Genomic DNA, 24,625 nt, shown 5'->3' on the forward strand with positions numbered 1-24,625 from the left:
CGCTTTTCCCGACTCATTTGCTGGCTCGCGTTTGCCTTGCTGGCACTCCCCGCGCCGGCTGCCCAGGTACAGGAAGGCCGGCAGGTGATGTCGCTGGACCGGGGCTGGCTGTTCCACCTCGGCGACGTACCAATGCCGAAGATCGTTGGGCACGAGGACACCTACCGCAACGCCAAGGCCGGCAATGTGTGGGGCGCGGCGGCGCTGCGCTTCAATGACAGCGCCTGGCGCAAGCTGGACCTGCCGCATGACTGGGCGGTGGAAGGGCCGTTCGACCCTTCGGCGAATGTCTCGCAGGGCTATCGTCCGCGTGGCATCGGCTGGTACCGCCGCTACCTGCGGATCGATGAGGCCAAGCGCGGCCGCCACTTCGAGCTGCAGTTCGACGGTATCGCCACCAACGCGACGATCTGGGTCAACGGCACAGTGGTGCACCACAACTGGTCCGGTTATAACGCCAGCCGGATCGACATCACGCCCTTCCTGCGCTATGGCGACGCGCTCAACACCATCGCGGTGCGGGTCGATGCCGAGGCGATGGAAGGCTGGTGGTATGAGGGCGCCGGCATCTACCGCCACACCTGGCTGGTGGAAACCAGCCCGGTGTACGTGCCGACCGATGGCGTGCATGCGACGCCGCGCGAGGGCAGGAACGGTGCGTGGTCGATCCCGGTCGAAGTCACGCTGGCCAATTCCGGCCACGATCCGGCCAAGGTAACGGTGGACGTGGCGGTGACCGACCCGTCGGGACGACAGCTTGCGCACGGCCGCGCGCAGGCGACGGTGGCGGTGCTGGGGCAGGGCAGCGTGAACATACCGCTGGCGGTGGCGCATCCGGCCCTGTGGTCGCCCGCGCACACCAGCTTGTACAAGGTGACGACTACCGTGCGCGAGAAGGGAGTGGTAGTCGACGAGCTTGCGCTGAACACGGGCTTCCGTACCCTTCGCTTCGACCCGCAGCAGGGCTTCTTCCTGAACGGCGAACATATGAAGCTGCAGGGCGTGTGCATCCACCAGGACCACGCCGGCGTCGGTGTCGCCGTGCCGGATTCGATCTGGGAATATCGCCTGCGCCGCCTGAAGGAGCTGGGTGTGAACGCGATCCGCTTTTCGCACAACGCTCCCGCGCCCGAAGTGCTGGACATGGCGGACCGCCAGGGCTTCCTGGTGATGGACGAGAACCGCAATTTCAATCCTTCGCCGGAGTACATGGCGCAACTGCAGTGGATGGTTCGGCGCGACCGCCAGCATCCGTCCGTGATCCTGTGGTCGGTGTTCAACGAGGAGCCCGTGCAGGGCAGCGAGGTCGGTTATGAAATGGTGCGCCGCATGTCGGCGGCGGTGAAGCAGCTGGACGATACCCGCCCGGTCACCGCGGCCATGAACAGCGGCTTCTTCACGAAGCTGAACGTATCCAATGCGGTGGACGTGCTGGGCGCGAACTACCAGGTCAAGGACTACGACCGCATCCATGCCGCGCATCCCGATCAGCCCTTCACCAGCTCGGAGGACACCTCGGCCTTCATGACCCGCGGCGAATACATCGGCGACAAGGAGCACAATGTCATCGCCAGCTACGACGACGATCATGCGCGCTGGGGCAACGGCCACCGCGAGGCATGGGAAGCGATCGACACGCGGCCATGGATGGCGGGCGGCTTCGTCTGGACCGGTTTCGACTATCGCGGCGAACCGACGCCGAACGTGTGGCCGACGGTAAGTTCCTACTTCGGCATCATGGACCTGAACGGCTTCCCCAAGACCGCCTACTATATGCACCAGGTGCAGTGGCTGCGCGACCGTCCGCTGGTCTACATCGCGCCACACTGGAACTGGCCGGGCAAGGAAGGCCAGGACATTCGGGTGAAGGTAATGGCCAACGTCGAGCGCGTGAAGCTGTTGCTGAACGGGCGCGAGCTCGGCGAGCAGCAGGTGGACCGCTACCGCATGAACGAGTTCAAGGTGCCGTACCAGCCGGGCCGCCTGGAGGCGATCGGCTACAAGGGCGGGAAGGACGTGGCGCGCGCGGTAGTCGAAACCACCGGCCCGGCGGTACGGCTGGAGCTGGTGCCGGACCGTCCGGCGCTGGCTGGCGATGGCCGTGACGCGATGCCGATCACCGTGCGCGCGCTGGACGCGCAGGGACGCGCGGTGCCGGTGGCCGATCCGCTGGTGACCTTTGCCATCAGCGGCGGCGGGAAATCGCTCGGCCACGGCAACGGCGACCCGAATTCGCACGAGGACGAGAAGGGCAATACGCGGCGCCTGTTCAACGGACTGGCGCAGTTGATCGTGCAATCGGACTGGAACAGCAGCGGCACGCTGGAAGTGCGCGCTACCGCGCCGGGCCTGCAAGCCGCGACGCTCAGCATCCCTTTGCGGGCCACGGCCCAGCCGCCTTTCGTGCCGGCGGTCGCCTCGCCGGTGGCCTACCTCGACGAATGGCGTATCGCGCCTGCCAGCGCGCAGCGTCCGGATCCGCAGGCCAAGCCGGCCGCCAACGACATGAACAGCTGGACCCTGGGCATGCCCGCCCTGCGCAAGGAGGCCGCCGCCGCGCGCTACCAGCTTTACCGCGCCGAATTCGAGGTCACGCCCGCGCAGGCCGGCGGCCGCGTGCACTTCGTCGGCCTGCGCGGCAAGGCGGAGTTCTGGCTGAACGGCGAACAGGTCAAGGCGCGTTCGTCCGCCGCCCCGGGCGAATACATCGTCGCGCTGGGACAGGCGCGCGGGCCGGCCACGCTGGTCGTGATCAGCGAAGCGCAGGCAGGCGAGCCAGCGGGCCTCGATGGAACCGTGAGCGTCGAGCCGGCGCAATGAGCGGTTTCGATCAGGCGGCTGATTATTTGCTCAAAACCGATCAGCTTCCGTGCGCGGGAGCTGTACTGGCCGCTCAATTCATTGTTCAATAGAGCGAAAAAACAGGAGACAAGCATGACAATTACGACGACATCGCGCCGCCGGCTGCTCGGCGCATCCATCGCCCTGGCGCTGTGCGCCTCCCCGGCTTTCGCGGCCGACCCGGTCAAGATCGGCTTCCTCGTCAAGCAGGCGGAGGAGCCGTGGTTCCAGGATGAGTGGCGCTTCGCCGACCAGGCCGCGCGCGAGAAGGGCTTCACGCTGGTGAAGATCGGCATTCCCAACGGCGAGAAGATGATCGGCGCGATCGATAACCTGGCCGCGCAAAAGGTGCAAGGTTTCGTGATCTGCGCGCCCGACGTCAAGCTCGGCCCGGCGGTGGCGCGCGCTGCCAAGCGCACCGGCATGAAGGTGATGTCGGTGGACGACCAGCTGGTCGACGGCAGCGGCAAGCCGATCGCGGGCATTCCGCACATGGGCATTTCGGCCTACGACATCGGCAAGCAGGCCGGCCAGGCCATGGTCGCCGAGATGAAGGCGCGCAAATGGAACATGGCCGAAGTCGGCGCGCTGCGCGTCTCCTTCGACCAGCTGCCGACCGCGCGTGAGCGCACCCAGGGCGCGGTCGATGCGCTGAAGGCGGCCGGTTTCCCGGTCCAGAACATCGTCGATGCGGCGCAAGCCAAGAGCGACACCGAGAACGCCTTCAACGCGGCCAATATCGCCTTCACCAAGCACCCCAATTTCAAACGCTGGGTCGCATTCGGCCTGAACGACGAAGCCGTGCTGGGCGCGGTGCGCGCAGCCGAAGGCCGCGGCATGCAGGCTGCCTCGATGATCGGCGTCGGCATCGGCGGCAGCAAGACCGCGCTCAACGAATTCGCCAAGCCGGGCCAGACTGGCTTTTTCGGCACGGTGCTGATCAGCCCCAAGCGCCATGGCTACGAGGCCTCGATGATGGTCTACAAGTGGATCACCCAGAACGTGGCGCCGCCGCCGCTGACCCTCACCACCGGCACCCTGATGACCCGCGCGAACCAGCAGCAGGTGCGCGCCCAGTTTGGCCTGTAATTGATGGACGCTTTTCTTCGTTTCGACGGCGTCAGCAAGCGCTTCCCCGGCGTGAAGGCGCTCGACGGCGTGAGCTTCGAGGCGCACGCCGGCAAGGTGCACGGCCTGCTCGGTGAGAATGGCGCGGGCAAGTCGACCCTGCTCAAGATCCTCGGCGGCCAGTACCGGCCAGATGGCGGCCGCCTGCTGGTCGGCGGTGAGGAATGCAAATTCCACTCCGCCGCCGACTCGATCAAGGCTGGCATCGCCGTCATCCACCAGGAACTGCAGTACGTGCCCGAGCTGACCGTGGCAGAGAACGTCCTGCTGGGCCGCCTGCCGCGCCGCTTGGGCTTCGTCGACCACAAGGCGGCGCGCCGCATCGTGGCCGAGCGCCTGAATCAGATTGGGGTCGACCTCGATCCGGCAGCGCGCCTGTCCACGCTGTCGATCGCGCAGCGCCAGATGGTCGAGATCTGCAAGGCCGTGATGCAGGATGCACGCGTGATCGCCTTCGACGAGCCGACCAGCAGCCTGTCGCAGCGCGAAAGCGAGATCCTGTTCCGCCTGATCGGCGAGCTGCGCGCCGACGGCCGCACCCTGATCTACATCTCGCACCGGCTGGAGGAACTGTACCGCCTGTGCGACGCCTGCACCATCTTCCGCGACGGGCGCAAGATCGCGACCCATCCGGTGATGGCCGAGGTTCCGCGTGCGCGGCTGATCAGCGACATGGTGGGCCGCGACGTCCACGACATCTACGAATACCGCGAGCGCGAACATGGGCCGGAGCGGCTGGTGGTGCGCAACCTGCACGGTGCCAGCCTGTCGCAGCCGAACAGCTTCCGGGTGCGCGCCGGCGAAGTGCTGGGCTTCTTCGGCCTGGTGGGCGCGGGACGCAGCGAGTTGATGCGCCTGCTGTACGGCGCCGACCGCCGGGCCGCCGGCGGCGAGGTGCTGCTCGACGGCCAGCCGCTGGCCGGAAGCGGCCCGCACGAGGCGATCCGCGCCGGCCTGTTCCTGGCGCCGGAAGACCGCAAGGAGCAGGGTATCGTGCCAGAGGCTTCGGTGGCCGAGAACATCAACATCAGCTGCCGCCGCCACGACCTGTTGGGCGGGATCTTCATCCGCGCCCGCCGCGAGGCCGAGCTGGCGGACCGCTTCATCCAGCGCCTGCGCATCAAGACGCGTGACCGCGACCAGGAGATCCGCCTGCTTTCGGGCGGCAACCAGCAGAAGGCGATCCTGGCGCGCTGGCTGGCCGAGCCCGAGCTCAAGGTACTGGTGCTGGACGAGCCGACGCGCGGCATCGACGTCGGCGCCAAGAACGAAATCTACCGCATCATCCACGAGGTGGCGGCCGCCGGCTGCGCCGTGATCGTGGTGTCGAGCGAGCTGCCCGAGGTGCTGGGCATCGCCGACCGCATCCTGGTGATGCGCGATGGCGCGATCAGCGGCGAGCTGGCGCGCGGCGATGCAAACGAAACAGCGGTGCTGCGCCTGGCGCTGCCCGCGGCAACCCAATGAAACAGGAGAGTGGAGTGACTACGATGAATCCCGCCGTACCCGAGCTGGCAGTGCGCCGCGCGCGCCGCGAATGGGTGGCAGAGTACAGCATGCCGATGGCTTACGCGGTGCTGTTCGCCGTGCTGTCCGTCACCGTCGACAACTTCTTTTCGAGCGCGAACATCATCGGCCTGATGCTGTCGGTTGCGCAGATCGGCATGGTCGCCTGCACCATGATGATGTGCCTGGCCTCGCGCGACTTCGATTTGTCGGTCGGATCGACCATCGCCTTCGCCGGCGTGCTGGGTGCGATCATCCTCGAACGCACCGACAGCGTGGGCCTGGCCTTCGCCGGCGCGATCGGCGCGGGCGCCCTGATCGGCGCCGGCAACGGTATGTTGATCGCCTACCTGCGCGTGAACGCGCTGATCGCGACGCTGGCCACCATGCTGATGGTGCGCGGCCTCGCCTTCATCGTCTCGCATGGCCAGGCGGTCGGCATTTCGAGCGACGCCTTCATCAGCATCGGCGACGCCCGTCCGTTCGGACTGCCGGTTCCGGTGATTGTGGTTGCGGTGTGTTTTGTGGTGTTCGGCGTGCTGCTCAACCATACGGTCTTCGGCCGCAACACCCTGGCCATTGGCGGCAATCCGGAAGCGGCGCGCCTGGCTGGCGTGCGCGTGGAGCGCCTGCGCGTGTGGATATTCCTGCTGCAGGGCGTAGTGACCGCGCTGGCGGGCCTGATCCTCGCTTCGCGCATCACCAGCGGCCAGCCAAATGCGGCGCAGGGCTTCGAGCTTGACGTGATCTCGGCCTGCGTGCTGGGCGGCGTCTCGCTCCAGGGCGGCAAGGCGCGCATTTTCGGCGTGCTGGTTGGCGTGCTGGTGATGGGCACTGTCGAGAATGTGATGAACCTGCTCGACGTCGATGCCTTCTACCAGTACCTCGTGCGCGGCGTGATCCTGCTGGCCGCGGTGCTGCTCGACCAGCTCAAGACGCGTGCAGCGCGGGGCTGATCACCTTGCTGATTCTTTGGTGCGGCCGCTCCAGGGCGGCCCACCGCCAGCGTAGAATATTTACCAGCACCCGGTGATTACGGGTCTCCTCCTCACCAGTCGCCAACGCGGTCGACTGGTTTTTTTTATCCGGAGCGATCATGGTATTCTCGATCCGACGTGTCGCGCTAATGGCGGCGCTGATGCTGCCGCTGCTGTCCTGCGCCGCCGACATCCAGTTCCACAACCCGCTGGTGCGCCAGCGCGCCGACCCGCAGGTGGCGCTGCAGGCCGACGGCTACTACTACATGACGGCCACGGTGCCGGAATACGACCGCATCGAACTGCGCCGCGCGCGCTCGCTCGACGAGCTGGGGCAGGCCATGCCGCAGGTGGTGTGGCGCAAGCACGCGAGCGGTCCGATGGGGGCACACATCTGGGCGCCGGAGATGCACCGGATCGACGGTAAGTGGTACATCTATTTCACCGCCGCGCCGGCCGAATCGGTGTGGGAAATCCGCCTGTTCGTGCTGGAGAACGCCTCTGAGGATCCATTCAAGGGCGAGTGGATCGAACGCGGCCAGCTGCGCACGGGTTGGGAATCGTTCGCGCTGGACGCGACCACCTTCGCGCTGGACGGCAAGCGCTACCTGGTCTGGACACAGCGCGCGGCGGGCGGCAAGGGCGGCACCAATATATACATGGCGCAAATGGATACGCCGGTCTCGATCACAGGGCGCGTGGCGCTGCTGTCGAAGCCCGAGTACCCGTGGGAGAAGGTGAAGTACGACGTCAACGAAGGGCCGGCGGTGCTGGTGCACGGCGGTCGCGTGTTCCTGACATATTCGGCGAGTGCGACCGACGCCAACTACTGCATGGGCATGCTCAGCGCGCCGGTGGGCGCCGACCTGCTCGACCCCGTGGTGTGGCGCAAGTCGCCCGAGCCGGTGTTCCGCAGCAGCGAGGCGAATGCCCAGTATGGGCCGGGCCACAACTCCTTCACCACCACGCCCGACGGGAAGACCGACATCCTGGTCTACCACGCACGCAACTACCGCGAGATCAAAGGCGACCCGCTGCACGACCCGAACCGCGACACGCGCGCCCAGGTGATCCACTGGCGCGCCGATGGAACGCCCGATTTCGGCGAGCCGGTGGCGGACGCGCCGAGGGAGTAAGCATCCATAGGGGTCAGGTCGTCCAAAGAATCAAAAGTGCGGCGCGGGAAGCAAAGTAGTTGGGCTGGAATTTTGATTCATTGGACGACCTGACCCCGGTGTTGTGCCAGCGCGGCAGTTCCGGTCATGTTGGTGATTGATTTTCGAGCGCTATCCACAGCTCATACCGTCGTCCTTACAATGGATTTGCATTGTAAATTTATGTAAAGGCCAGCCGACTGGCCTTCAACGGAGACGACAGATGAGCAAGGAAGTGACCCGCTTGACCGTTATCCACCGCACCGGCTGCGCCAGCGCAGTCGCCGCGGTCGTGTCGATGTTAGCCGCGCATGGCGCGCTGGCGCAGGAGACCGCGCCCGCCGCGCAGACGGCGCAACCCAACGGCCCGGATACACCGGCCGACGCCGCGCAGCAGCCAGTCGTCCCGGTGATTTTAGTGGCCGGCACCCGCAAGTCGGTGGCGTCGGCGATCGACCGCAAGCTCAGGGCCAGCACCGTGTCCGATTCGATCGTGGCCGAAGACATCGGCCAGTTCCCGGACAAGAACGTGGGCGAGGCGCTGTCGCGCGTGACCGGCGTGCAGCTGTCGCGCGATTTCGGCGAGGGTTCGCAAGTGTCGATTCGCGGCGTCGAACCGAACCTGAACCGGATCGAGATCAACGGCATGTCGGTCCTCAGCACCAACGGCACCGCGGGCCGCGGCGCGGAACTGCGCGAACTGGCTTCGGAGCTGATCGGCTCCATCGACGTCTACAAGGGCATCACCGCCGACATGACCGAAGGCGGCGTTGGCGGCACGGTCAGCATCCGCACCCGCAGGCCGCTCGAATTCAAGAAGCCGACCATCAGCACCACCTTGTCGGGGGAGCAGGCTTCCAGCCGCGGCGGCGTGCAACCGCGCGGGAACCTGTTCATGGCCGACCGCTACCTTGGCGGGAAGCTGGGCCTGATGGCCAATATCGTCTACGACAAGGTCTTCACCCGCAACGACTACGCCCGCAACACATCGTGGCGCTTCCTGCAGGACTGGGACAATTCGGCGGACAAGACCGTCACCAGTACCGATCCGATGGTCGCCGCGATCGGCAGCAAGGCGGCGTGTTCGACAACGACCGGTCTCACTTCGGCACAGAAGACGGCTTGCCTGAACCAGTGGAACGACTATTCGCCGGGCATCGCGCGCTATGGCATCTGGACCCGCGACCACAAGCGTTCTTCGGGTGAGCTGACCGCGCAGTATGAGTTCAGCAAGGACTTCAATGCGTGGGCCAGCTACCAGGCCAACAAGCAGGAGCAGCGACTGAACGACCGCAACTTCGGCACCGATTTTTCCAGCGCGAGCCGGCTGGCCGATACCGGCACGGCCCCGGTCTACGGCGCCAACGGCGTGCCCACCACGGCCGGCACCTGTGTCACGCCGGCCGGCACACCATCGAGCATGGTGGTGCAGAACCACTACGTGACCTCGTACACCGTCGGCCAGTGCCTCAATGCGGCGGGCCAGGGCGGGCAGGGCGCGTTCAGCACCTCGGCGCGCGACTTTGCGCTGGACATCGATTCGAAGTACGCATCGACAGGCTTCAGCTTCAAGCGCGGCCGGCTGGAAGTCGAGGGCCTGCTAAACACCTCGCGTTCGCTTTACAACATCAATACCAACAGCATCGTCTACACCCAGAACGCGCCGGGCCTGAAGGTGACGCTCGATTCGCAAGGGCTCCCGCACTTTGCCTTCCCGGCCGCGTACAGTCCGGACAACCCAGGCTCTTACGTGCAGGCGCAGCTGCAGTATCGGCCGAGCGAGACCAAGAATACCGAGGACCAGGCCAAGCTGGATTTCAAGTACCGCCTGACCACGCCGTTCTTTACCAAAGTGTGGTTCGGCGCACAGGCTCGCAAGGCATCGGCCAAGCAGTACAACGGCGGCGGCTACCTGGCCAGCACCGGCGGGCCGGGCGGCGATGTCAATGTGATGAGCGCGAACGTCAACCAGACCTGGATCTACGATCCGCTGTACACCGGCGGCGCACAGCGCCCGAACGACACGCAGAGCTTCATCAATTCGAGTTTCGCGACGAAGTATGTAAATGCTGCGCAGATGGCAGGCCTCGTCAGTGCCGCCAGCGGCCGTTCGCCGGGCACCTTCTTTAACGGGTACAACGGCGTCTCGAACATGCCAAGCAGCTGGTTGACGCCGGTGTACGCAGCGGCCGCTCCATCATTCGATACCTCGCACTTCAACCACGACTACCTGTACAACGCGCCGGGCAGCGACGGCAAGACGTATCCGCAGATTCCGGCCTTCGACGTCGGAGAGCGTATCGCGTCGACCTACCTGCGCCTGGACTATGCGACCCAGGTGTTCGGCCTCGACCTGGACGGCAATTTCGGCATGCGCTACACCCGCACCAGGGACAGCGCGGCCGGCCTGTTCAAGTACCAGGTGCGCACCGAAAAGTCGCCGGGCTCGTCGAGCTTCACCGATACCGTGGTCAGCAACTCGGTGGCGAAGGTGGACAACACCTACCACGACTATCTGCCGAGTTTCAACGGCGCCTTGTGGTTCACGGACCGCGCCCTGGTGCGGCTGGGTTGGGCCAAGGCCATGGCGCGTCCGAGCATCGACCTGCTGGCGCCGAATGCGACCTGCACCAGGAACAGCGGCAATCCGCAATTCGGCGGCGACGGCACCGACGCCTGCACGGCGGGCAATCCGGACCTGAAGCCCTATCGTTCGACCAACACGGACCTGAGCTTCGAATACTATCCGTCGCAGGACAGCCAGTTGTCGGCCGCCTTCTTCAAGAAGGACATTTCGAGCTATGTGATGGACAAGGTGCTGGTCAAGAAGGTCGACCTGTTCCACGACGGCCAGCTGTTCGACGTGACCCAGCCGATCAACGGCAAGGGCGCGACCACCAAAGGCGTCGAGTTGGCGGCGCGTTCGGCCTTCACGTGGCTGCCGGGGTGGCTGGCCGGCTTCGGTGGCGATGCGAACTACACCCGTATGTCGTTCAAGTATGCGCAAGGCACCGAGCGGCTGAACATCCTCGATGGCACCGTGCTGCCGTATCCAGGCATGTCGCGCAACTCGTACAACCTGTCGCTATGGTACGACCGTGGCCCGATCAATGCGCGCGTCGCATATAACTGGCGCGACCGCTTCTTCACGGGCGGGAATGACGTATCGGGTAATCCGGTATTCCAGGAGAAGACTGGCTTCCTGGATGCGAAACTCCAGTGGCGCTACAACGACCACGTCACCTTCTCGCTGGAGGGGAAGAACCTGACCAACCAGGCGCAGATTACGGATGCGGGTGATCTGTTCCGCGTGAACGAGCTTGCGTGGTCGGGAAGGCGCTACTTTGTGAGCGTGTCGATCAAGAACTGATTGCCAGTCTCACCCTGTTTGTGCCAGCCGCTGTAAAAGGTGGCTGGCACTTTTTTATTTGTGTGAACGTCGTTCCCGCGAAAGCAGTACCCTCAATTCTGGTGCCGGCCACTACGTTCGATTGCTTCGGAGTGCACGCAAAATGGGGTTCCCGCGTGCGCGGGAACGACGTTTTCTTTAGATTACGGGAGGGCGGCCAGCCAGCGCTGGCGATATTCGGAGAGGGCCTGTGGCGCAATTGCCGCAATGTCCTTGGCGCCGGCAGGCGGCACCGCATCGCGGTAGCGCAGCATCCAGCCGCCGCAGACGGTACCGGCGGCATCGTCCGAGTACGTGACTGGCTGTTGTGGACGCAACGCCGATAGCATTGGGCCGAACCACGGGTTGGCGGTGAAACTGCCTTCCACCGCCAGCGGACCGCTGGCCTGCAGCGCGTCCAGGCAGTAATCCGTCATCAGCACGCAGTACAGTGTGGCCAGCGCATAGCGTTCGCGCGCGTCCGTCGGCGCCGGACCTTCGATCCTGCCCGCGGTGCCGGCAAACGGCCCGCCGGCTTCGGCAAAGCAGGGCAGGGCCAGCGTGCCCTGCGCGATCAGGCGTTCGATGTCCTGCAGCGTGCAGGTCTCCGGCTGATCGCCTGCCAGCGCCGCGAACTCGCGCCCGCCCATGAAGCGCATGCAGGGGACGGGCTTGCCAAGGGCATTGCTGTTGGCAAGCATGTCCGCGTCTTCGCGCAGGCCGTCGAGCGGCGCGCCGAATGCGGCGGCGATCATCCAGGTGCCGGTGGACAGCACCGTGCGCGCGCCGTCGTCGCGCAGGTAGCGCATCAGCGAGGCGTTGGAATCGTGGATGCCCGACACCACCACGCAATCGGCCGGCAGCCCGCTCGCATCGGCGACCGAAGGCAGCAAGCGGCCCAGCACGGCCGACGGCGGCGCGACTTCCGGCATCAGGGGCTCCCAGCCCATGGTCGCGACCAGGCTCGAATAGCGCTGGGTGAGCGGATTCCACAGGTCGGTGTGGCAGCCGAGCGATGTCGCTTCGCCGGCGGCCTTGCCGCACAAGCGCCAGGCCCAGTACTGCGGATACATCAGGATGTGCCGCGTCTGGACGAACTGCTCGGGGAAGCGCTGCTCCAGCCACACCAGCTGGCGGCCCAGGTTCAGGCCCGCCGGCAGGGACGGCGAATAGGTCTCGGAGTAGGGCGGGCGCATCGCGTCGTAATCGACGCCGGGCAGCGCCGCTTCGTAATCGAGCACCGGCAGCACCAGGCCCGTATCGCCAACCAGCGCGGCCGTCGCGCCATGCGTGACCGGGACGATGGCGGATACCTGCGCCAGCCTGCCGAATTCGCGGCAGGCGGACAGCATCCAGTCCCAGATCCCTTCGACGTCGTGATGCGGATACGGTCCGCTGTCAACGATGGTGTTCGGCCGCCGGCGCTCGGCCAGAACGCGGCCTTCGGCATCGACCAGCACCAGCTTCGCGTTGGTCTTGCCGATGTCGAGAACGATCAGTGCGTCGGTCGCCATCGCTTACTTGCCCGACTTGCGGCGCAGCAGGCGCGGCACCGCGATGGTCACCAGCAGCAGCACGCCGACCAGGATGGTCACGTAGATGCCGGGGATGTTGGCCATCGCCATGCCGTAGGTGAGGGTGCCCATGGTGAGCACGGCCAGCAACACGCCGCCAATGGTGCCGGCGCCGCCGGCGATGCTCACGCCGCCCAGGATCACCATCGTGATCACTTCGAGCTCCCAGCCGGTGGCGATGTTGGGACGCGTGCTGCCGATGCGCCCGGTGAGCAGGAAGGCCGCCAGGCCCGCCATGGTCCCGGTCAGCATGAACAGCTCGAGGCGGTAGCGGTCCACCGCGATGCCGGAGAAGCGCGCGGCTTCCGGGTTGTTACCGATGGCGTAGATGCGGCGGCCCCAGACCGTGGTGTGCAGCACCACCGCGAACAGCGCGGCGAACACCAGCAGCACGACGAACTCGCGCGGCACGATGCCGAAGAAGTAGCCCTGGCCCCAGTCGGCCATCATCTGCGGGTAGCCGGTGAAGGCCTTGTCGCCAAGAACCACGCTGGCCAACCCGCGAAACAGCGACACGGTGCCGATGGTGACCACGATCGAGGGTAGTGCGAAGCGCGTGACCAGCAGGCCGTTGAGGAAGCCGCAGGCGGTGCCCGTGCCCAGCGCGGCCAGCGGCAGCGTCCAGTCCGGCATGCCGGCCGCCTTGGCAAGGCCCATCGCCACCGACGACAGGGCCAGCGTGCCGGCCACCGAGATGTCGATCTCGCGGCAGATGATCAGCAGCGCCATCGGCAGCGCGATCAGCGCTTTCTCGCTGAAGTTGGTGGTCCCGTCCAGCAGGTTGTACAGGTCGAGGAAGTTCGGCTGAACGATTGCATTGCCGGCAAAGACCAAGACTAGCAGTACGGCCAGCAGGGTCTCCCAGCGTGCCAGCAGGGATTTGAAACGGAAGCCCTCGCGGTCGAGGATGGTGTAGCGCGACGTCTTCGTGGTCGGCGGCATGGTGGTAGTCGTCGGGTTCACGCGGCGCTCCGATTGGCGTTGAGTTGGTTCTGGTGCAGCGGCAGGATCTGGCGGCTGCGGCGGATATTGCCGCGGGCATTGATCATCACGGCGACCAGGATCACGAGGCCGGTCAGGGCGCTCTGCCAGAACGGCGACACCTGCATCACCGGCAGCGCATTGCCGATCACGGTCAGGAACAGCGCGCCGAGCACGGCGCCGAGCGCCGAGCCGACACCGCCGGCGATGCTGACGCCGCCGATCACGCAAGCCGCGATCACGGTGAATTCGAAGCCGTAGGCGATTTCGGTATAGGCCACGGCGTAGCGCGCTACCCACAGGTAACCGGCCAGGCCCGCGACCAGCCCGGAAAGGCCGTAGGTCCACAGCAGGCGGCGCGCGGTCGGGATGCCGATGTAGGCGGCGCACTGCGGCGCGTTACCGATCGCGTACAGGTCGCGGCCGAAGCGGCTGTGGCGCGCGATGAAGCCGATCACCAGCAGGGTCGCGGCCGCGATCCACACCAGGTTCGGCAAACCCAGGAAACGGGTGAGCGGGAAGGCGATGAAGCCGGCCGGCATCTGGTGCGCGGAGACCCAGGTGCCATTCGACAGCACGAACACCAGGCCGCGGTAGACGCTCATGGTGCCAAGCGTGATGACGATCGGCGGCAGCGCCAGTTTGCCGATCAGCCAGCCGTTGACGAGGCCCAGCGCGAGGCCGGTGAGGGCCGCGGCCAGCACCACCAGGAACAGCGGCAGGCCGGGATTATGCGATGCCAGCATCGCAGCCACCATGCCGGACAGCGCCAGGTTGGATGCCACCGACAGGTCGACGCCGCGGGTGACGATGACCAGCATCTGGGTCAGCGCCAGCATCACCAGCAGGGTGCTGTCCGTGACCAGGTTGGCCAGCGAGGGCGCGGTGAGGAACACCGGTGCGCGCAGGCCGACCATCAGGATGAGCGCAATGATCATCAGGGCGAGCAGCGGCTCGCGTTGTTTGAGCAAATTCATGCTGCCTCCGCCAATTCAAGTCCCGAGGCGGCTGCCACCACGGTTTCGGGTGTCGCTTCGCCGCGTTCGAACACGCGCTGCACGACGCCATGGTGCATCACGACCACGCGGTCGGCCAGGCCCAGCACTTCGGGCAGTTCGGACGACACCAGGATCACCGACAGGCCATGCGTCACCAGCTCGCTGACGAAGCGGTGCACGGCGGCTTTCGAGCCGATGTCGATGCCCTTGGTCGGCTCGTCGAGGATGATCACTTTCGGATTGGTGGCGAGCCATTTGCCCAGAACGACCTTCTGCTGGTTGCCGCCGGAGAGTTCGGACACCAGCTGGCCGAGGTGGGCCGCCTTCAGTTCGAGCTGCTCGCTGAAATGGCGCGCGATGCGGGTTTCCTCGGCGGCGCTGCGGCCGCGCAGGAAGAAGCCGATGCGCGACAGCACCGGCAGCGTGATGTTCTGGCGGATCGGCAGCGTCAGGTGCGCGCCGTGGTGCTGGCGGTCCTCCGGCACGTAGGCGATGCCGGCCTTGATCGCTTCGGCCGGTTTGGTGACCGATAGCTGCTTGCCGTCGAGCGTGACCTTGCCGGTGACGCCGGCGGTCATGCCGAACAGTGCCTGCATCACCTCCGAGCGGCCGGCGCCGACCAGGCCGTAGAAGCCGAGGATCTCGCCGCGGCGCAAGGTGAAGCTGACCTTGTCGAATTCGGTCGGGTGGCACAGGTTCTCGACCTGCAGCAGCGGGGCGCCGATCTCGACATGGGCCTTGGGATAGGCGTCCTTGACGGCGCGGCCGACCATCAGCGAGACCAGTTCCGGTTCGCTGATGTCGGACAGCCTGCCATCGGCCACAAAGCGGCCGTCGCGCAGCACCGTATAGCTGTCGGCAACCTTGAAGATTTCGTCGAACTTGTGCGAGATGAAGATGACCGCGGTGCCGGCCGCGCGCAGCTGGTCGATGATGCGGTACAGCTCATGGATTTCGCGCTGCGACAGGGCGGCGGTGGGCTCGTCCATGATCACCACGCGCGCATCCTGCGACAGGGCGCGCGCGATCTCGACGAAGTGGCGCTGCGCCACCGACAGGTCCTTGACGCGGGCGCGCACCGGCAGCGACACCTCAAGCCGCGCGAACAGCGCCTCGGCCTCGGATTCGATCCTGGCCCAGTCGATGCGGCCGAACGGACCGGTGGTCGGCTGGCGACCGACGTAGATATTCTCCGCCACCGAGAGCTCGTCGAACATCACGGTTTCCTGGTGCACGGCGGTGATCCCGGCGGCCATGGCCTGCTGCGGGCTGCTGAACGAGACCGGCTTGCCGTCGAGCGCGATGGTGCCTGCATCCGGCTGATAGATGCCGGTCAGGGTCTTGACGAGGGTGGACTTGCCGGCGCCGTTTTCGCCGATCAGGGCCATGACCTCGCCGGCGCGAATCGTCAGGCCGACGCCATCGAGCGCGTGGATGCCATTGAAGCGCTTGCTGATTCCGGTTAGTTGCAGCACCGGGACGCCAGGCGCGGTTTGTCTGGCAGGGCTTGACACTTGAGTGGATTGCATACGGACTTCATTACGGGTAAGCCCGCGCCGCGCGGCGAAACGCGCGGATGCGGGGCAGGGTGCATCAGAACAGCTTGGCGAACTTGTCGACGTTTTCCGCGTTGTAGGTGAACGGCGGCCCGAGGGCGGCGTCGCGGCTGGCGTCGAGCGTCACGCTGCCCAGGCGGCCCACCGAGACCGTTTCGCCCGGCTTGCCGGTCGCCTTGCCGGTCACGAACTGGGCGGCCGCATAGGTGGCGGCGTAGCCCAGGTCGATCGGATTCCAGATCGCGAACTCCTTCACCGCGCCGCTCTTCACGTGGCCGGCCATTTCGGACGGCAGACCGAGGCCGGTGACGTAGACCTTGCCGACCAGGTGCTCGTCCACCACCGCCTTGCTGGCGGCGACGATGCCCACCGTGGTCGGGGCGATGATCGCTTTCAGGTCGGGATGGCTGCGCAGCAGGCCGATCGCCTCGCGGTAGCTCTTGTCCGACTGGTCGTCGCCGTACACGGTGCCGACCAGCTTGATCTTCGAGTACTCGGGCTTTTCCAGCACCTGCTTCATCACGCCGATCCAGATGTTCTGGTTGGTGGCCTGGGCCGACGCGGACAGGATCGCGATCTCGCCGGCGCCGCCGATTTCGTCGGCCGCCATCTGGATCTGCTTCTCGCCGATCAGCTGCGCATTGGACGGGTTCAGCTGCATCTGGCGGCCATCCGGCGCCACCGCGCTGTCGAACGAGACCACCTTGATCCCGCGCGCCATCGCCTTCTTGGTGATCGGGACCAGCGCATTCGGGTCGTTGGCCGAGATGACGATTGCATCGACCTTCTGGCTGATCAGCGAGTTGATGATCTCGATCTGGCCTTCGGCGCTGGGCGTGGTCGGGCCGGTGTAGATGATCTCGACGTTGCCGAGCTGTTTGGCGGCTTCCTCCGCGCCTTGGTGGGCGGCGTCGAAGAAGCCGTTGCCGAGGTTCTTGACGACCATCGCGATGCGGGTCTTCTCGGGCTTCTTCTCGCAGCCGGTCGTGGTGGCGGCCAGTACGCCGACGGCCATCGCCGCCAGCAGCAGTCTACGGATCTTCAATGTGCGATCTCCGCTTGCAGCATGGCCGCCGACTGGAGGTCGTAGGCCGGGTTATAAAAAGACGCGTTGGTGTCCGGCGGGATTTCGTCGGGCGGCACGGTGGTGACCTTGACGCCGTACTGTTCCAGCAGCTGCACGGCGGCGTCGGAGGCATTGGTATCGGTGATCACGCGCGAGACGCGATCCAGGCCGCACAGGATCAGGCCGGCCTTCTTGGCGAACTTGGAGCTGTCGGCCAGCACCACCAGTTCCTCGGCCTGGCTGATCAGCCGTTTCTCGGCCTGGATCAGCAGCGGGTCCGCCTCCATCAGGCCCAGCAGCGAGATCGCGTTCACGCTCATGAACATCTTGCTGGCGTAGTGGTGCTGGGTGATGTCGTTGTCGAACGGCGAAAGGATCACGTTCTGCTCACGGTAGACCGTGCCGCCGGGGACGATGATCTCGTTCTTGCTCAAAACGAGCAGGCGCTCCGCCATCAGGAAGGAATTGGTCAGGATCTTCAGGTGCTTCTCGGCCAGGAACTCGGCCATCATGAAGGTGGTGGTGCCACCGTTGATGATGATCGTTTCGCCGTCCACGCACATGCCGGCCGCGTGGCGCGCGATGGCCCGCTTGCGCGCCGCGAAGCACTGGATATTGTTCTGGAAGGTCTCGCTGGACAGCGGGAATTGCCGCTTTTTCGGCAGCAGGTTCTCGGCGCCGCCGCGGGTGCGCGTGAGCAGATTGCGCGCAGCGAGCCAGCTGATATCGCGCCGCACCGTCGCCGGGGACGCAGAGAGCCACTCCACGAGCTGTTGCACGCTGGCCGTCTGATGCTCGGCGAGCAGCTTCAGCAAACGCTTGCGGCGTTTGTGATTCACCATGATTGTCTCCTCTGTGACCTATGTTTTATTTGCCGGGTCACTAGCCACGCAGTCTAGGGAATGACCGCTGTGCCTGATAAACGATAGTCAGTAAGTAATCTTCGGTCAATCAAAATCCGCTCAATACGCTGATTGTTTTTGGGTGCGGTGCAACAAATGATCGATTTTCGATCAGTCGGATGATTATTCGGCTCTTGCTCATGAAGTTGAGCGTTTCTGCATTGACACCCCTATACCCCCCGGTTTCTACTGACCGCCAAGTTGATCGCGGCTGGGTTCGCGAGGCAAAGGATCAATGCAGGCGGGGGCTCCCGGCCTGGATAATTCACACGGAGACTGTATGAGCGAAATGATTGAAGCAAAGAAGGAAGCAATCGCGTCACGCTGGGATGACCAGCTGGCCGCCAAGATGAGCGAGCCAGAGCTGCTGCTGTACCGTTCGAACCTGCTGGGTTCGGACCTGCGTATCACCAACTTCGGCGGCGGCAACACGTCGGCCAAGATCATGATGGAAGACCCGCTGTCGGGCGGCCAGGTGGAAGTGCTGTGGGTGAAAGGCTCCGGCGGCGACCTCGGCAGCATCAAGCTGGACGGCTTCTCGACCCTGTACATGAGCAAGCTGCAAGCGCTCAAGCAGCGCTACCGCGGCCTGGCGCACGAGGACGAGATGGTCGGCTACCTGCCGCACTGCACCTTCAACCTGAATCCGCGCGCCGCCAGTATCGATACCCCGCTGCATGCCTACATCGACCGCAAGCACGTCGATCACATGCACCCGGACTCGGTGATCGCGATCGCCGCTTGCAAGAACAGCAAGGACCTGACCGAGAAGATCTTCGAAGGCGAACTGGGCTGGCTGCCGTGGCAGCGTCCGGGCTACGACCTGGGCCTGAAGCTGGAAGAACTGTCGCAGTCGCAGCCGCAGCTGAAGGGCATCATCCTCGAAGGCCACGGCCTGTTCACCTGGGGCGACACCGCCAAGTCCTGCTACGAAAACACGCTGGCGATGATCAAGCGCGCCGAAGCCTGGCTGGATGCGAACATCGCCCAGCCGGTGTTCGGTGGCCAGAAGTCGACGCCGCTGGCAGCGGAAGAACGCTGCGCACTGGCCGCACGCCTGATGCCTCTGCTGCGCGGCAAGATCAGCAAGGACGAGTACAAGCTCGGCCACTTCGACGACAGCGCCGCCGTGCTGGAGTTCGTCTGCAGCGCCGACCTGGCCCCGCTGGCCGCCCTCGGCACCTCTTGCCCGGACCACTTCCTGCGCACCAAGATCCGCCCGCTGGTGCTGGACTTCGATCCGGCCGCGCCGGACTTTGATCGCCTGGTGAGCGGTCTTGATCAGGCCCTGAGCGATTACCGCGCCGATTACGCCGCCTACTACGATCGCTGCAAGCACGACAACAGCCCGGCCATGCGCGACGCCAACCCGATCATCTACCTGATCCCGGGCGTGGGCATGCTGTCGTTCGCCAAGGACAAGGCCACCGCGCGCATCGCCGGCGAGTTCTACGTCAACGCGATCAACGTGATGCGCGGCGCGAACGGCGTCGACAGCTATGTCGGCCTGCCGGAACAGGAAGCCTTCGACATCGAATACTGGCTGCTCGAAGAAGCCAAGCTGCAGCGCATGCCCAAGCCGAAGAGCCTGGCCGGCCGCATCGCGCTGGTCACCGGCGGCGCCGGCGGCATCGGCCAGGCGGTCGCCCGCCAGCTGCTGCAGGAAGGCGCTTGCGTGATGCTGACCGATATCGACGCCGAAGCCCTGGAGCAGGCGCGCGGCGTGCTGGCCAAGGTGGCCGGCAAGGACAGCCTGGGCGTGGTGCGCGCCAACATCACCAAGGAGCAGGAAGTGGCGGACGTGCTGTCGGCCACCGCGCTGCGCTTCGGCGGCGTCGACCTGCTGGTGTCGAATGCGGGCATCGCCTCGGCCGCGCCGCTGGACGAGACCACCCTGGACATCTGGCAGCGCAACCAGGACATCCTGGTGACCGGCTACTTCCTGGTCAGCCGCGCCGGCTTCCAGATGATGAAGCAGCAGAAGCTGGGCGGCAGCATGGTCTTCGTCGCGAGCAAGAACGGCCTGGTCGCATCGGCCGGCGCCTCGGCCTACTGCACCGCAAAAGCCGCCGAGATCCACCTGGCCCGCTGCGTCGCGCTGGAAGGCGCCGAACATGGCATCCGCGTCAACGTGGTCAACCCGGACGCCGTGATCCGCGGTTCGCGCATCTGGGACGGCAAGTGGAAGGAAGAGCGCGCCGCATCGAACAAGATCGGCACCGACGACGTCGAGGAGTTCTACCGCAAGCGCAGCATGCTCAAGCGCAGCGTGCTGCCGGAGGATATCGCCGAAGCCGTGTACTTCCTGTGCAGCGACAAGTCGGCCAAGAGCACCGGCAACGTGCTCAACGTCGATGCGGGCAATGCGGCTGCGTTCACGCGCTAATATATAGAGAAGAATTGCGGCGGGCCCGGCGGGCCACGCCGCGCACTTGAAGGAGACTGACATGACGACCGTGATTGACGCCGCCCTGGTGGCCGAGCACAACGCCAAACTGGCGAGCGACCTCAAGGCCGATTACGAAGCGCTGGGCGGAATGCTGGCGCGCCGTGGCGTGGATATCGAGGAACTGACCTCGCTGGCCCAGACCTTCGCCGTGGCCGTGCCCAGCTGGGGCGTGGGCACTGGCGGCACGCGCTTCGCGCGCTTCCCGGGCCGCGGCGAGCCGCGCAATGTATTCGAGAAGCTGGACGACTGCGGCGTGATCAACCAGCTGACCAAGGCCACGCCGACCGTGTCGCTGCACTTCCCGTGGGACCGTCCGAGCGACGCGCGCGAACTGCGCGAGGCTGCTTCCGCGTTGGGCCTGGGCTTCGACGCCGTCAACTCGAACACCTTCCAGGACCAGGCCGGCCAGGAGCAGACCTATAAATTCGGCAGCCTGACCGCCAACAGCCGCGAAGTGCGTGCACAGGCGATTGCCCACAATATCGACTGCATCGAGCTGGGCAAGTCACTCGGCTCGCAATCGCTGACCGTGTGGGTCGGCGACGGCGCCAACTTCCCGGGCCAGAGCAACCTGCGTGGCGCGCTGGAACGCTACCTGGAGAGCATGCGCGAGATCTACGCCGCGCTGCCGGATGACTGGACCGTGATGATCGAGCACAAGCTGTTCGAGCCCGCGTTCTACGCCACCACCATCGCCGACTGGGGCACCAGCTTCGCCTGCGCCCAGGCCCTTGGCCCGAAGGCCAAGTGCCTGGTCGACCTCGGCCACCACGCACCGAACACCAACATCGAGATGATCGTGGCGCGCCTCGCGCAGTTCGGCAAGCTGGGCGGCTTCCACTTCAACGACAGCAAGTACGGCGACGACGACCTGGATTCGGGCTCGATCAATCCCTTCCAGCTGTTCCTGGTCTTTAACGAGCTGGCCGACGCAGCTCAGCGCGACGGCGCCGGTTTCAAGCCGAGCTACATGCTGGACCAGTCGCACAACGTCACCGACCCGGTCGAGAGCCTGATGAGCAGCGCGGTCGAAGTACAGCGCGCCTTCGTCCAGGCCGCGCTGGTGGACCGTGCCGCGCTGGCCGGCTTCCAGGAGTCCAACGACGTGCTGCAAGCGGCGCAGACGCTCAAGCAGGCTTACCGCACCGACGTCAGCGCAATCCTCGCGATGGCCCGCGTGCGTGCCGGCGGCGCCGCCGATCCGGTGCGCTGCTACCGTGCCAGCGGCTACCGCGACCGCGTCGCGGCGGCGCGTCCGCCCAAGGCCGGCGCCAGCGGCAGCGGCATCGTCTGAAGTTCACCCGCGCCGCGTCACGGCCACGTGGCCGGACGCGGCGCGAGGCTATCCGGGAGACCCGAATGACCAAGCGCTTCTCGCGCAGGCCGCTGGCTATTTGTGCCGCGGCCGCTTTGCTATCTGCCGGCGCCGCGCACGCCGCCCCCGATTCCATCGCCACCGTGGCCGCCAGGCTGGCGTCGCCGCCGCCCGAAGCGCGGCCGCTGATGCGCTGGTGGTGGTTCGGCCCGGCCGTCGCCAAACCCGAGCTGGAGCGCGAGATCCGCGCGATGAAGGCCGGCGGCTTCGGCGGCTTCGAGATCCAGCCGGTGTATCCGATGGAGCTGGACGATCCGGCGCGCGGCATCAAGAACGTGCCGTATATGTCGAAGGAATTCCTCGACGCGGTATCGTTCGCCAACCGCACCGGCCGCGCCAACGGACTACGCGTCGACATGACGCTGGCCAGCGGCTGGCCTTACGGCGGCCCGCATATCAGCGTGGACCAGGCGGCCTCGCGGCTGCGCATGGCCACCGTCGACATCCCGGCAAATTCAAGTTCCTTCGCGTTGCCCGTCGTGATGAGCGGCGAGAAACTGGTCGCGGTATTCACCGGCGAAGGCAAGGGCGCCGATTTCGACGCCAACCGCCTGGCGCTGGCGAAACCGGGCGCCGCGGTCAACGGCCGGGTCGAGATCTCGCCTGACCCTCGGGCGCGTGTGGCGGTTGCCTTTATCGCCAGCCGCACCGGCCAGCAGGTCAAGCGCGCGGCGCTGGATGCCGACGGCTTCGTGCTCGACCACCTGAGCGAAAAGGCGGTCGAGCATCACCTGAAGACGGTCGCCGAGCCGCTGCTCAAGGCCTTCGGCGACCAGCCGCCGTATTCGGTGTTCTCGGATAGCCTGGAAGTGTACGGCACCGACTGGACCGATGACTTCATCGAACAATTCCGCAAGCGCCGCGGCTACGACCTGACGCCATACCTGCCGCAGCTCTGGACCGGCAATGGCGACGCGGCCGCCGGCGTGCGCCACGACTGGGTCAAGACCCAGACCGAGCTGGCCGACGAACGCTACCTGTCGCGCATCGACGCCTGGGCCAAGGCCCACAAGACCCGCTTCCGCTCGCAGACTTACGGCGAGCCGGCGGTGTCCCTGTCGAGCAACCGCCTGGTCGACCTGCCGGAAGGCGAGGGCCCGCAGTTCCGCCAGTTCTCGTTCACGCGCCTGGCCACCTCGGCCGGCCACCTGTACGGCAAGGCGGTGATCTCTGCCGAAACCTGGACCTGGCTCCATTCGCCGGCCTTTAGCGCCACCCCGCTCGACATGAAGGCCGAGGCCGACCGCATGCTGCTCGAAGGTGTCAACCAGTTCGTCGGCCACGGCTGGCCGTACACACCGCCGGGCACCGTGGAGCCGGGCTACTCCTTCTACGCGGCGGCCGTGTTCAACGACCATAATCCGTGGTGGAGCGTGATGCCGGACGTGACCGGCTACCTGACCCGCATGAGCTACCTGATGCGCCAGGGCGAGCCCGCCAACCAGGTCGCGGTGCTGCTGCCGAACGACGACGTGTATGCGGCGACCGAACCAGGCAAGGTGACCCTGTCCGGCCACATGGCCAAGTACGTGACGCCCGAACTGACCACGCAGATCCTCGACGCCGGCCAGAACCTCGATTACGTGGACGCCGACGCGATCCTCGCCCTGGGGCTGCACCATCCGGTACTGGTGATGCCGCACGTGACGCGTCTTGCGCCGGCCGTGCTGGCGCGCCTGTCCGCATACGTGCGTGGCGGCGGCAAGATCATCGCCGTGGGCGGCAAGCCTTCACTGGCGCCGGGCCTGCTGGATGCGCAGCGCCAGTCGGAGCAGGTGCGCCAGGCCGCCGACGCGCTGTTCGCGTCCGGTCCGAACGTGGTGCTGGTGCGGGACGACGCCGCGGTCGGCGCGGCGCTGGCCGCCATGCTGGCGCCGGACATGAAGCTGTCGGCCGATGTTTCCGACGTCGGCTTCGTGCGCCGCAAGCTGGCGGATGCGGACATCTACTTCGTCGCCAACACCAGCAACCACGACGTCAGCGCCAACGCCAGCTTCGGTTCGAAGCGCCAGTACGCCGCCTGGCTGGAACCGGACAGCGGCAAGCTGGTGCGCGCTGAACGCCAGCCGCAGCTCAAGCTGGCGCCGTATGAGTCGCGCGTGCTGGTCTTCAGCGACAAGCCGCTGGCAGCCGCCGAGCCGCAGCGCCTGGACGCGCCGGCCGTGGTCGCGGACCTGGGCCAGGACTGGCGCGTCAGCTTCGGGAAGGGAGCTTCGGTCCAGATGCAAAAGCTGCGTTCGTGGACCGATGACGATGCCACCCGCTACTTCTCCGGCGTCGCCGTCTATTCCAAGGATGTGACGCTGGCCGCCGACCAGATTGCGGGCCGCCGCATCGTGATCGATTTCGGCCCTGGCACTGCGCTCGACAGCACGCCCAAAGTGCCGGCCGGGATGCGCGCCATGCTCGAAAGCCCGGTGCGCGAGGCCGCCCAGGTCTATGTGAACGGCAAGCTGGCCGGCTCCGTTTGGCATGCGCCGTACACGGCCGATGTCTCGTCGCTGCTGGTCCCGGGCGCCAACAAGATCGAGGTGCGCGTCGCCAACCTGGCCCTGAACGTGCTGGCCGGGCATGCGCTGCCGGACTACCGCCTGCTGTGGGGCCGCTACGGCAAGCGCTTCGAGCCGCAGGACACCCAGCTGATCGCGCCCAAGCCCGCGGGCATCCTCGGGCCGGTCAAGCTGGTCGGGGAAAAGATCCTTTGATGAACAAGAAGAGTTTCGAGGAACA

General features: G+C 66.0%; 15 protein-coding genes. 9 read left to right on the forward strand and 6 right to left on the reverse strand.

Features of this window, described 5'->3' with window-relative positions:
* Positions 1–36 precede the first annotated feature (36 nt).
* The 6 genes from galA (at position 37) to NX778_RS04025 (ending at position 10,976) form a co-directional block, all read left to right on the forward strand.
* Positions 37–2,820 (forward strand): beta-galactosidase GalA, encoded by a 2,784-nt coding sequence (gene galA, locus NX778_RS04000; RefSeq protein ID WP_258810378.1) that lies wholly within the window; start codon positions 37–39, stop codon positions 2,818–2,820.
* A gap of 114 nt (positions 2,821–2,934) precedes the next feature.
* Complete coding sequence (locus NX778_RS04005) at positions 2,935–3,930, forward strand: arabinose ABC transporter substrate-binding protein (protein WP_258810379.1); 996 nt, start codon at positions 2,935–2,937, stop codon at positions 3,928–3,930.
* A 3-nt stretch (positions 3,931–3,933) separates the two neighbouring features.
* Positions 3,934–5,436, forward strand: a complete 1,503-nt coding sequence (gene araG / locus NX778_RS04010) for an L-arabinose ABC transporter ATP-binding protein AraG (RefSeq protein ID WP_258810380.1) — start codon at positions 3,934–3,936, stop codon at positions 5,434–5,436.
* On the forward strand, positions 5,433–6,431 hold the full coding sequence (gene araH, locus NX778_RS04015; protein ID WP_370661305.1) for an L-arabinose ABC transporter permease AraH: 999 nt from the start codon (positions 5,433–5,435) through the stop codon (positions 6,429–6,431). The genes araG and araH overlap by 4 nt, the downstream gene beginning before the upstream one ends.
* 140 nt (positions 6,432–6,571) lie before the next feature.
* Entirely contained in the window at positions 6,572–7,588 is a 1,017-nt protein-coding gene (locus tag NX778_RS04020) for a glycoside hydrolase family 43 protein (protein ID WP_258810381.1), read from the forward strand.
* A 241-nt stretch (positions 7,589–7,829) separates the two neighbouring features.
* Positions 7,830–10,976 carry a TonB-dependent receptor gene (locus tag NX778_RS04025; RefSeq protein WP_258810382.1) on the forward strand — a complete coding sequence of 1,049 codons (3,147 nt, stop codon included), beginning with the start codon at positions 7,830–7,832 and terminating at the stop codon, positions 10,974–10,976.
* Between the two features lie 182 nt (positions 10,977–11,158).
* On the opposite strand, the gene NX778_RS04030 is transcribed toward NX778_RS04025, so the two are convergent.
* The 6 genes from NX778_RS04030 to NX778_RS04055 all read right to left on the reverse strand — a co-directional run bounded on the left by NX778_RS04030 (position 11,159) and on the right by NX778_RS04055 (position 18,011).
* Positions 11,159–12,508, reverse strand: a complete 1,350-nt coding sequence (locus NX778_RS04030; protein ID WP_258810383.1) for an FGGY-family carbohydrate kinase — start codon at positions 12,506–12,508, stop codon at positions 11,159–11,161.
* Between the two features lie 3 nt (positions 12,509–12,511).
* Positions 12,512–13,531 carry an ABC transporter permease gene (locus tag NX778_RS04035; RefSeq protein ID WP_370661306.1) on the reverse strand — a complete coding sequence of 340 codons (1,020 nt, stop codon included), beginning with the start codon at positions 13,529–13,531 and terminating at the stop codon, positions 12,512–12,514.
* Entirely contained in the window at positions 13,528–14,526 is a 999-nt protein-coding gene (locus tag NX778_RS04040; RefSeq protein WP_258810384.1) for an ABC transporter permease, read from the reverse strand. Before NX778_RS04040 ends, NX778_RS04035 begins: the two co-directional genes overlap by 4 nt.
* Positions 14,523–16,076 (reverse strand): sugar ABC transporter ATP-binding protein, encoded by a 1,554-nt coding sequence (locus NX778_RS04045; RefSeq protein WP_258810385.1) that lies wholly within the window; start codon positions 16,074–16,076, stop codon positions 14,523–14,525. Before NX778_RS04045 ends, NX778_RS04040 begins: the two co-directional genes overlap by 4 nt.
* Before the next feature lie 64 nt (positions 16,077–16,140).
* Positions 16,141–17,148, reverse strand: coding sequence for a rhamnose ABC transporter substrate-binding protein (gene rhaS / locus NX778_RS04050; protein WP_258810386.1), 1,008 nt, complete (start codon positions 17,146–17,148; stop codon positions 16,141–16,143).
* On the reverse strand, positions 17,145–18,011 hold the full coding sequence (locus tag NX778_RS04055) for a DeoR/GlpR family DNA-binding transcription regulator (RefSeq protein WP_258810387.1): 867 nt from the start codon (positions 18,009–18,011) through the stop codon (positions 17,145–17,147). Before NX778_RS04055 ends, rhaS begins: the two co-directional genes overlap by 4 nt.
* Before the next feature lie 340 nt (positions 18,012–18,351).
* Between NX778_RS04055 and NX778_RS04060 the strand changes: the two genes are divergently transcribed.
* From NX778_RS04060 to NX778_RS04070, 3 genes are all read left to right on the forward strand, one after another.
* Positions 18,352–20,457 (forward strand): bifunctional rhamnulose-1-phosphate aldolase/short-chain dehydrogenase, encoded by a 2,106-nt coding sequence (locus NX778_RS04060; RefSeq protein WP_258810388.1) that lies wholly within the window; start codon positions 18,352–18,354, stop codon positions 20,455–20,457.
* Positions 20,458–20,518: 61 nt separating this feature from the next.
* A complete protein-coding gene (rhaI, locus tag NX778_RS04065) occupies positions 20,519–21,814 on the forward strand; it encodes an L-rhamnose catabolism isomerase (RefSeq protein WP_258810389.1) in 1,296 nt (431 codons plus the stop codon).
* Between the two features lie 65 nt (positions 21,815–21,879).
* Positions 21,880–24,600 carry a glycosyl hydrolase gene (locus NX778_RS04070; RefSeq protein ID WP_258810390.1) on the forward strand — a complete coding sequence of 907 codons (2,721 nt, stop codon included), beginning with the start codon at positions 21,880–21,882 and terminating at the stop codon, positions 24,598–24,600.
* Positions 24,601–24,625: the final 25 nt, after the last annotated feature.

The sequence above is a fragment of the Massilia terrae genome (assembly GCF_024753145.1).
Classification (GTDB): Bacteria; Pseudomonadota; Gammaproteobacteria; order Burkholderiales; family Burkholderiaceae_D; genus Telluria; species Telluria terrae.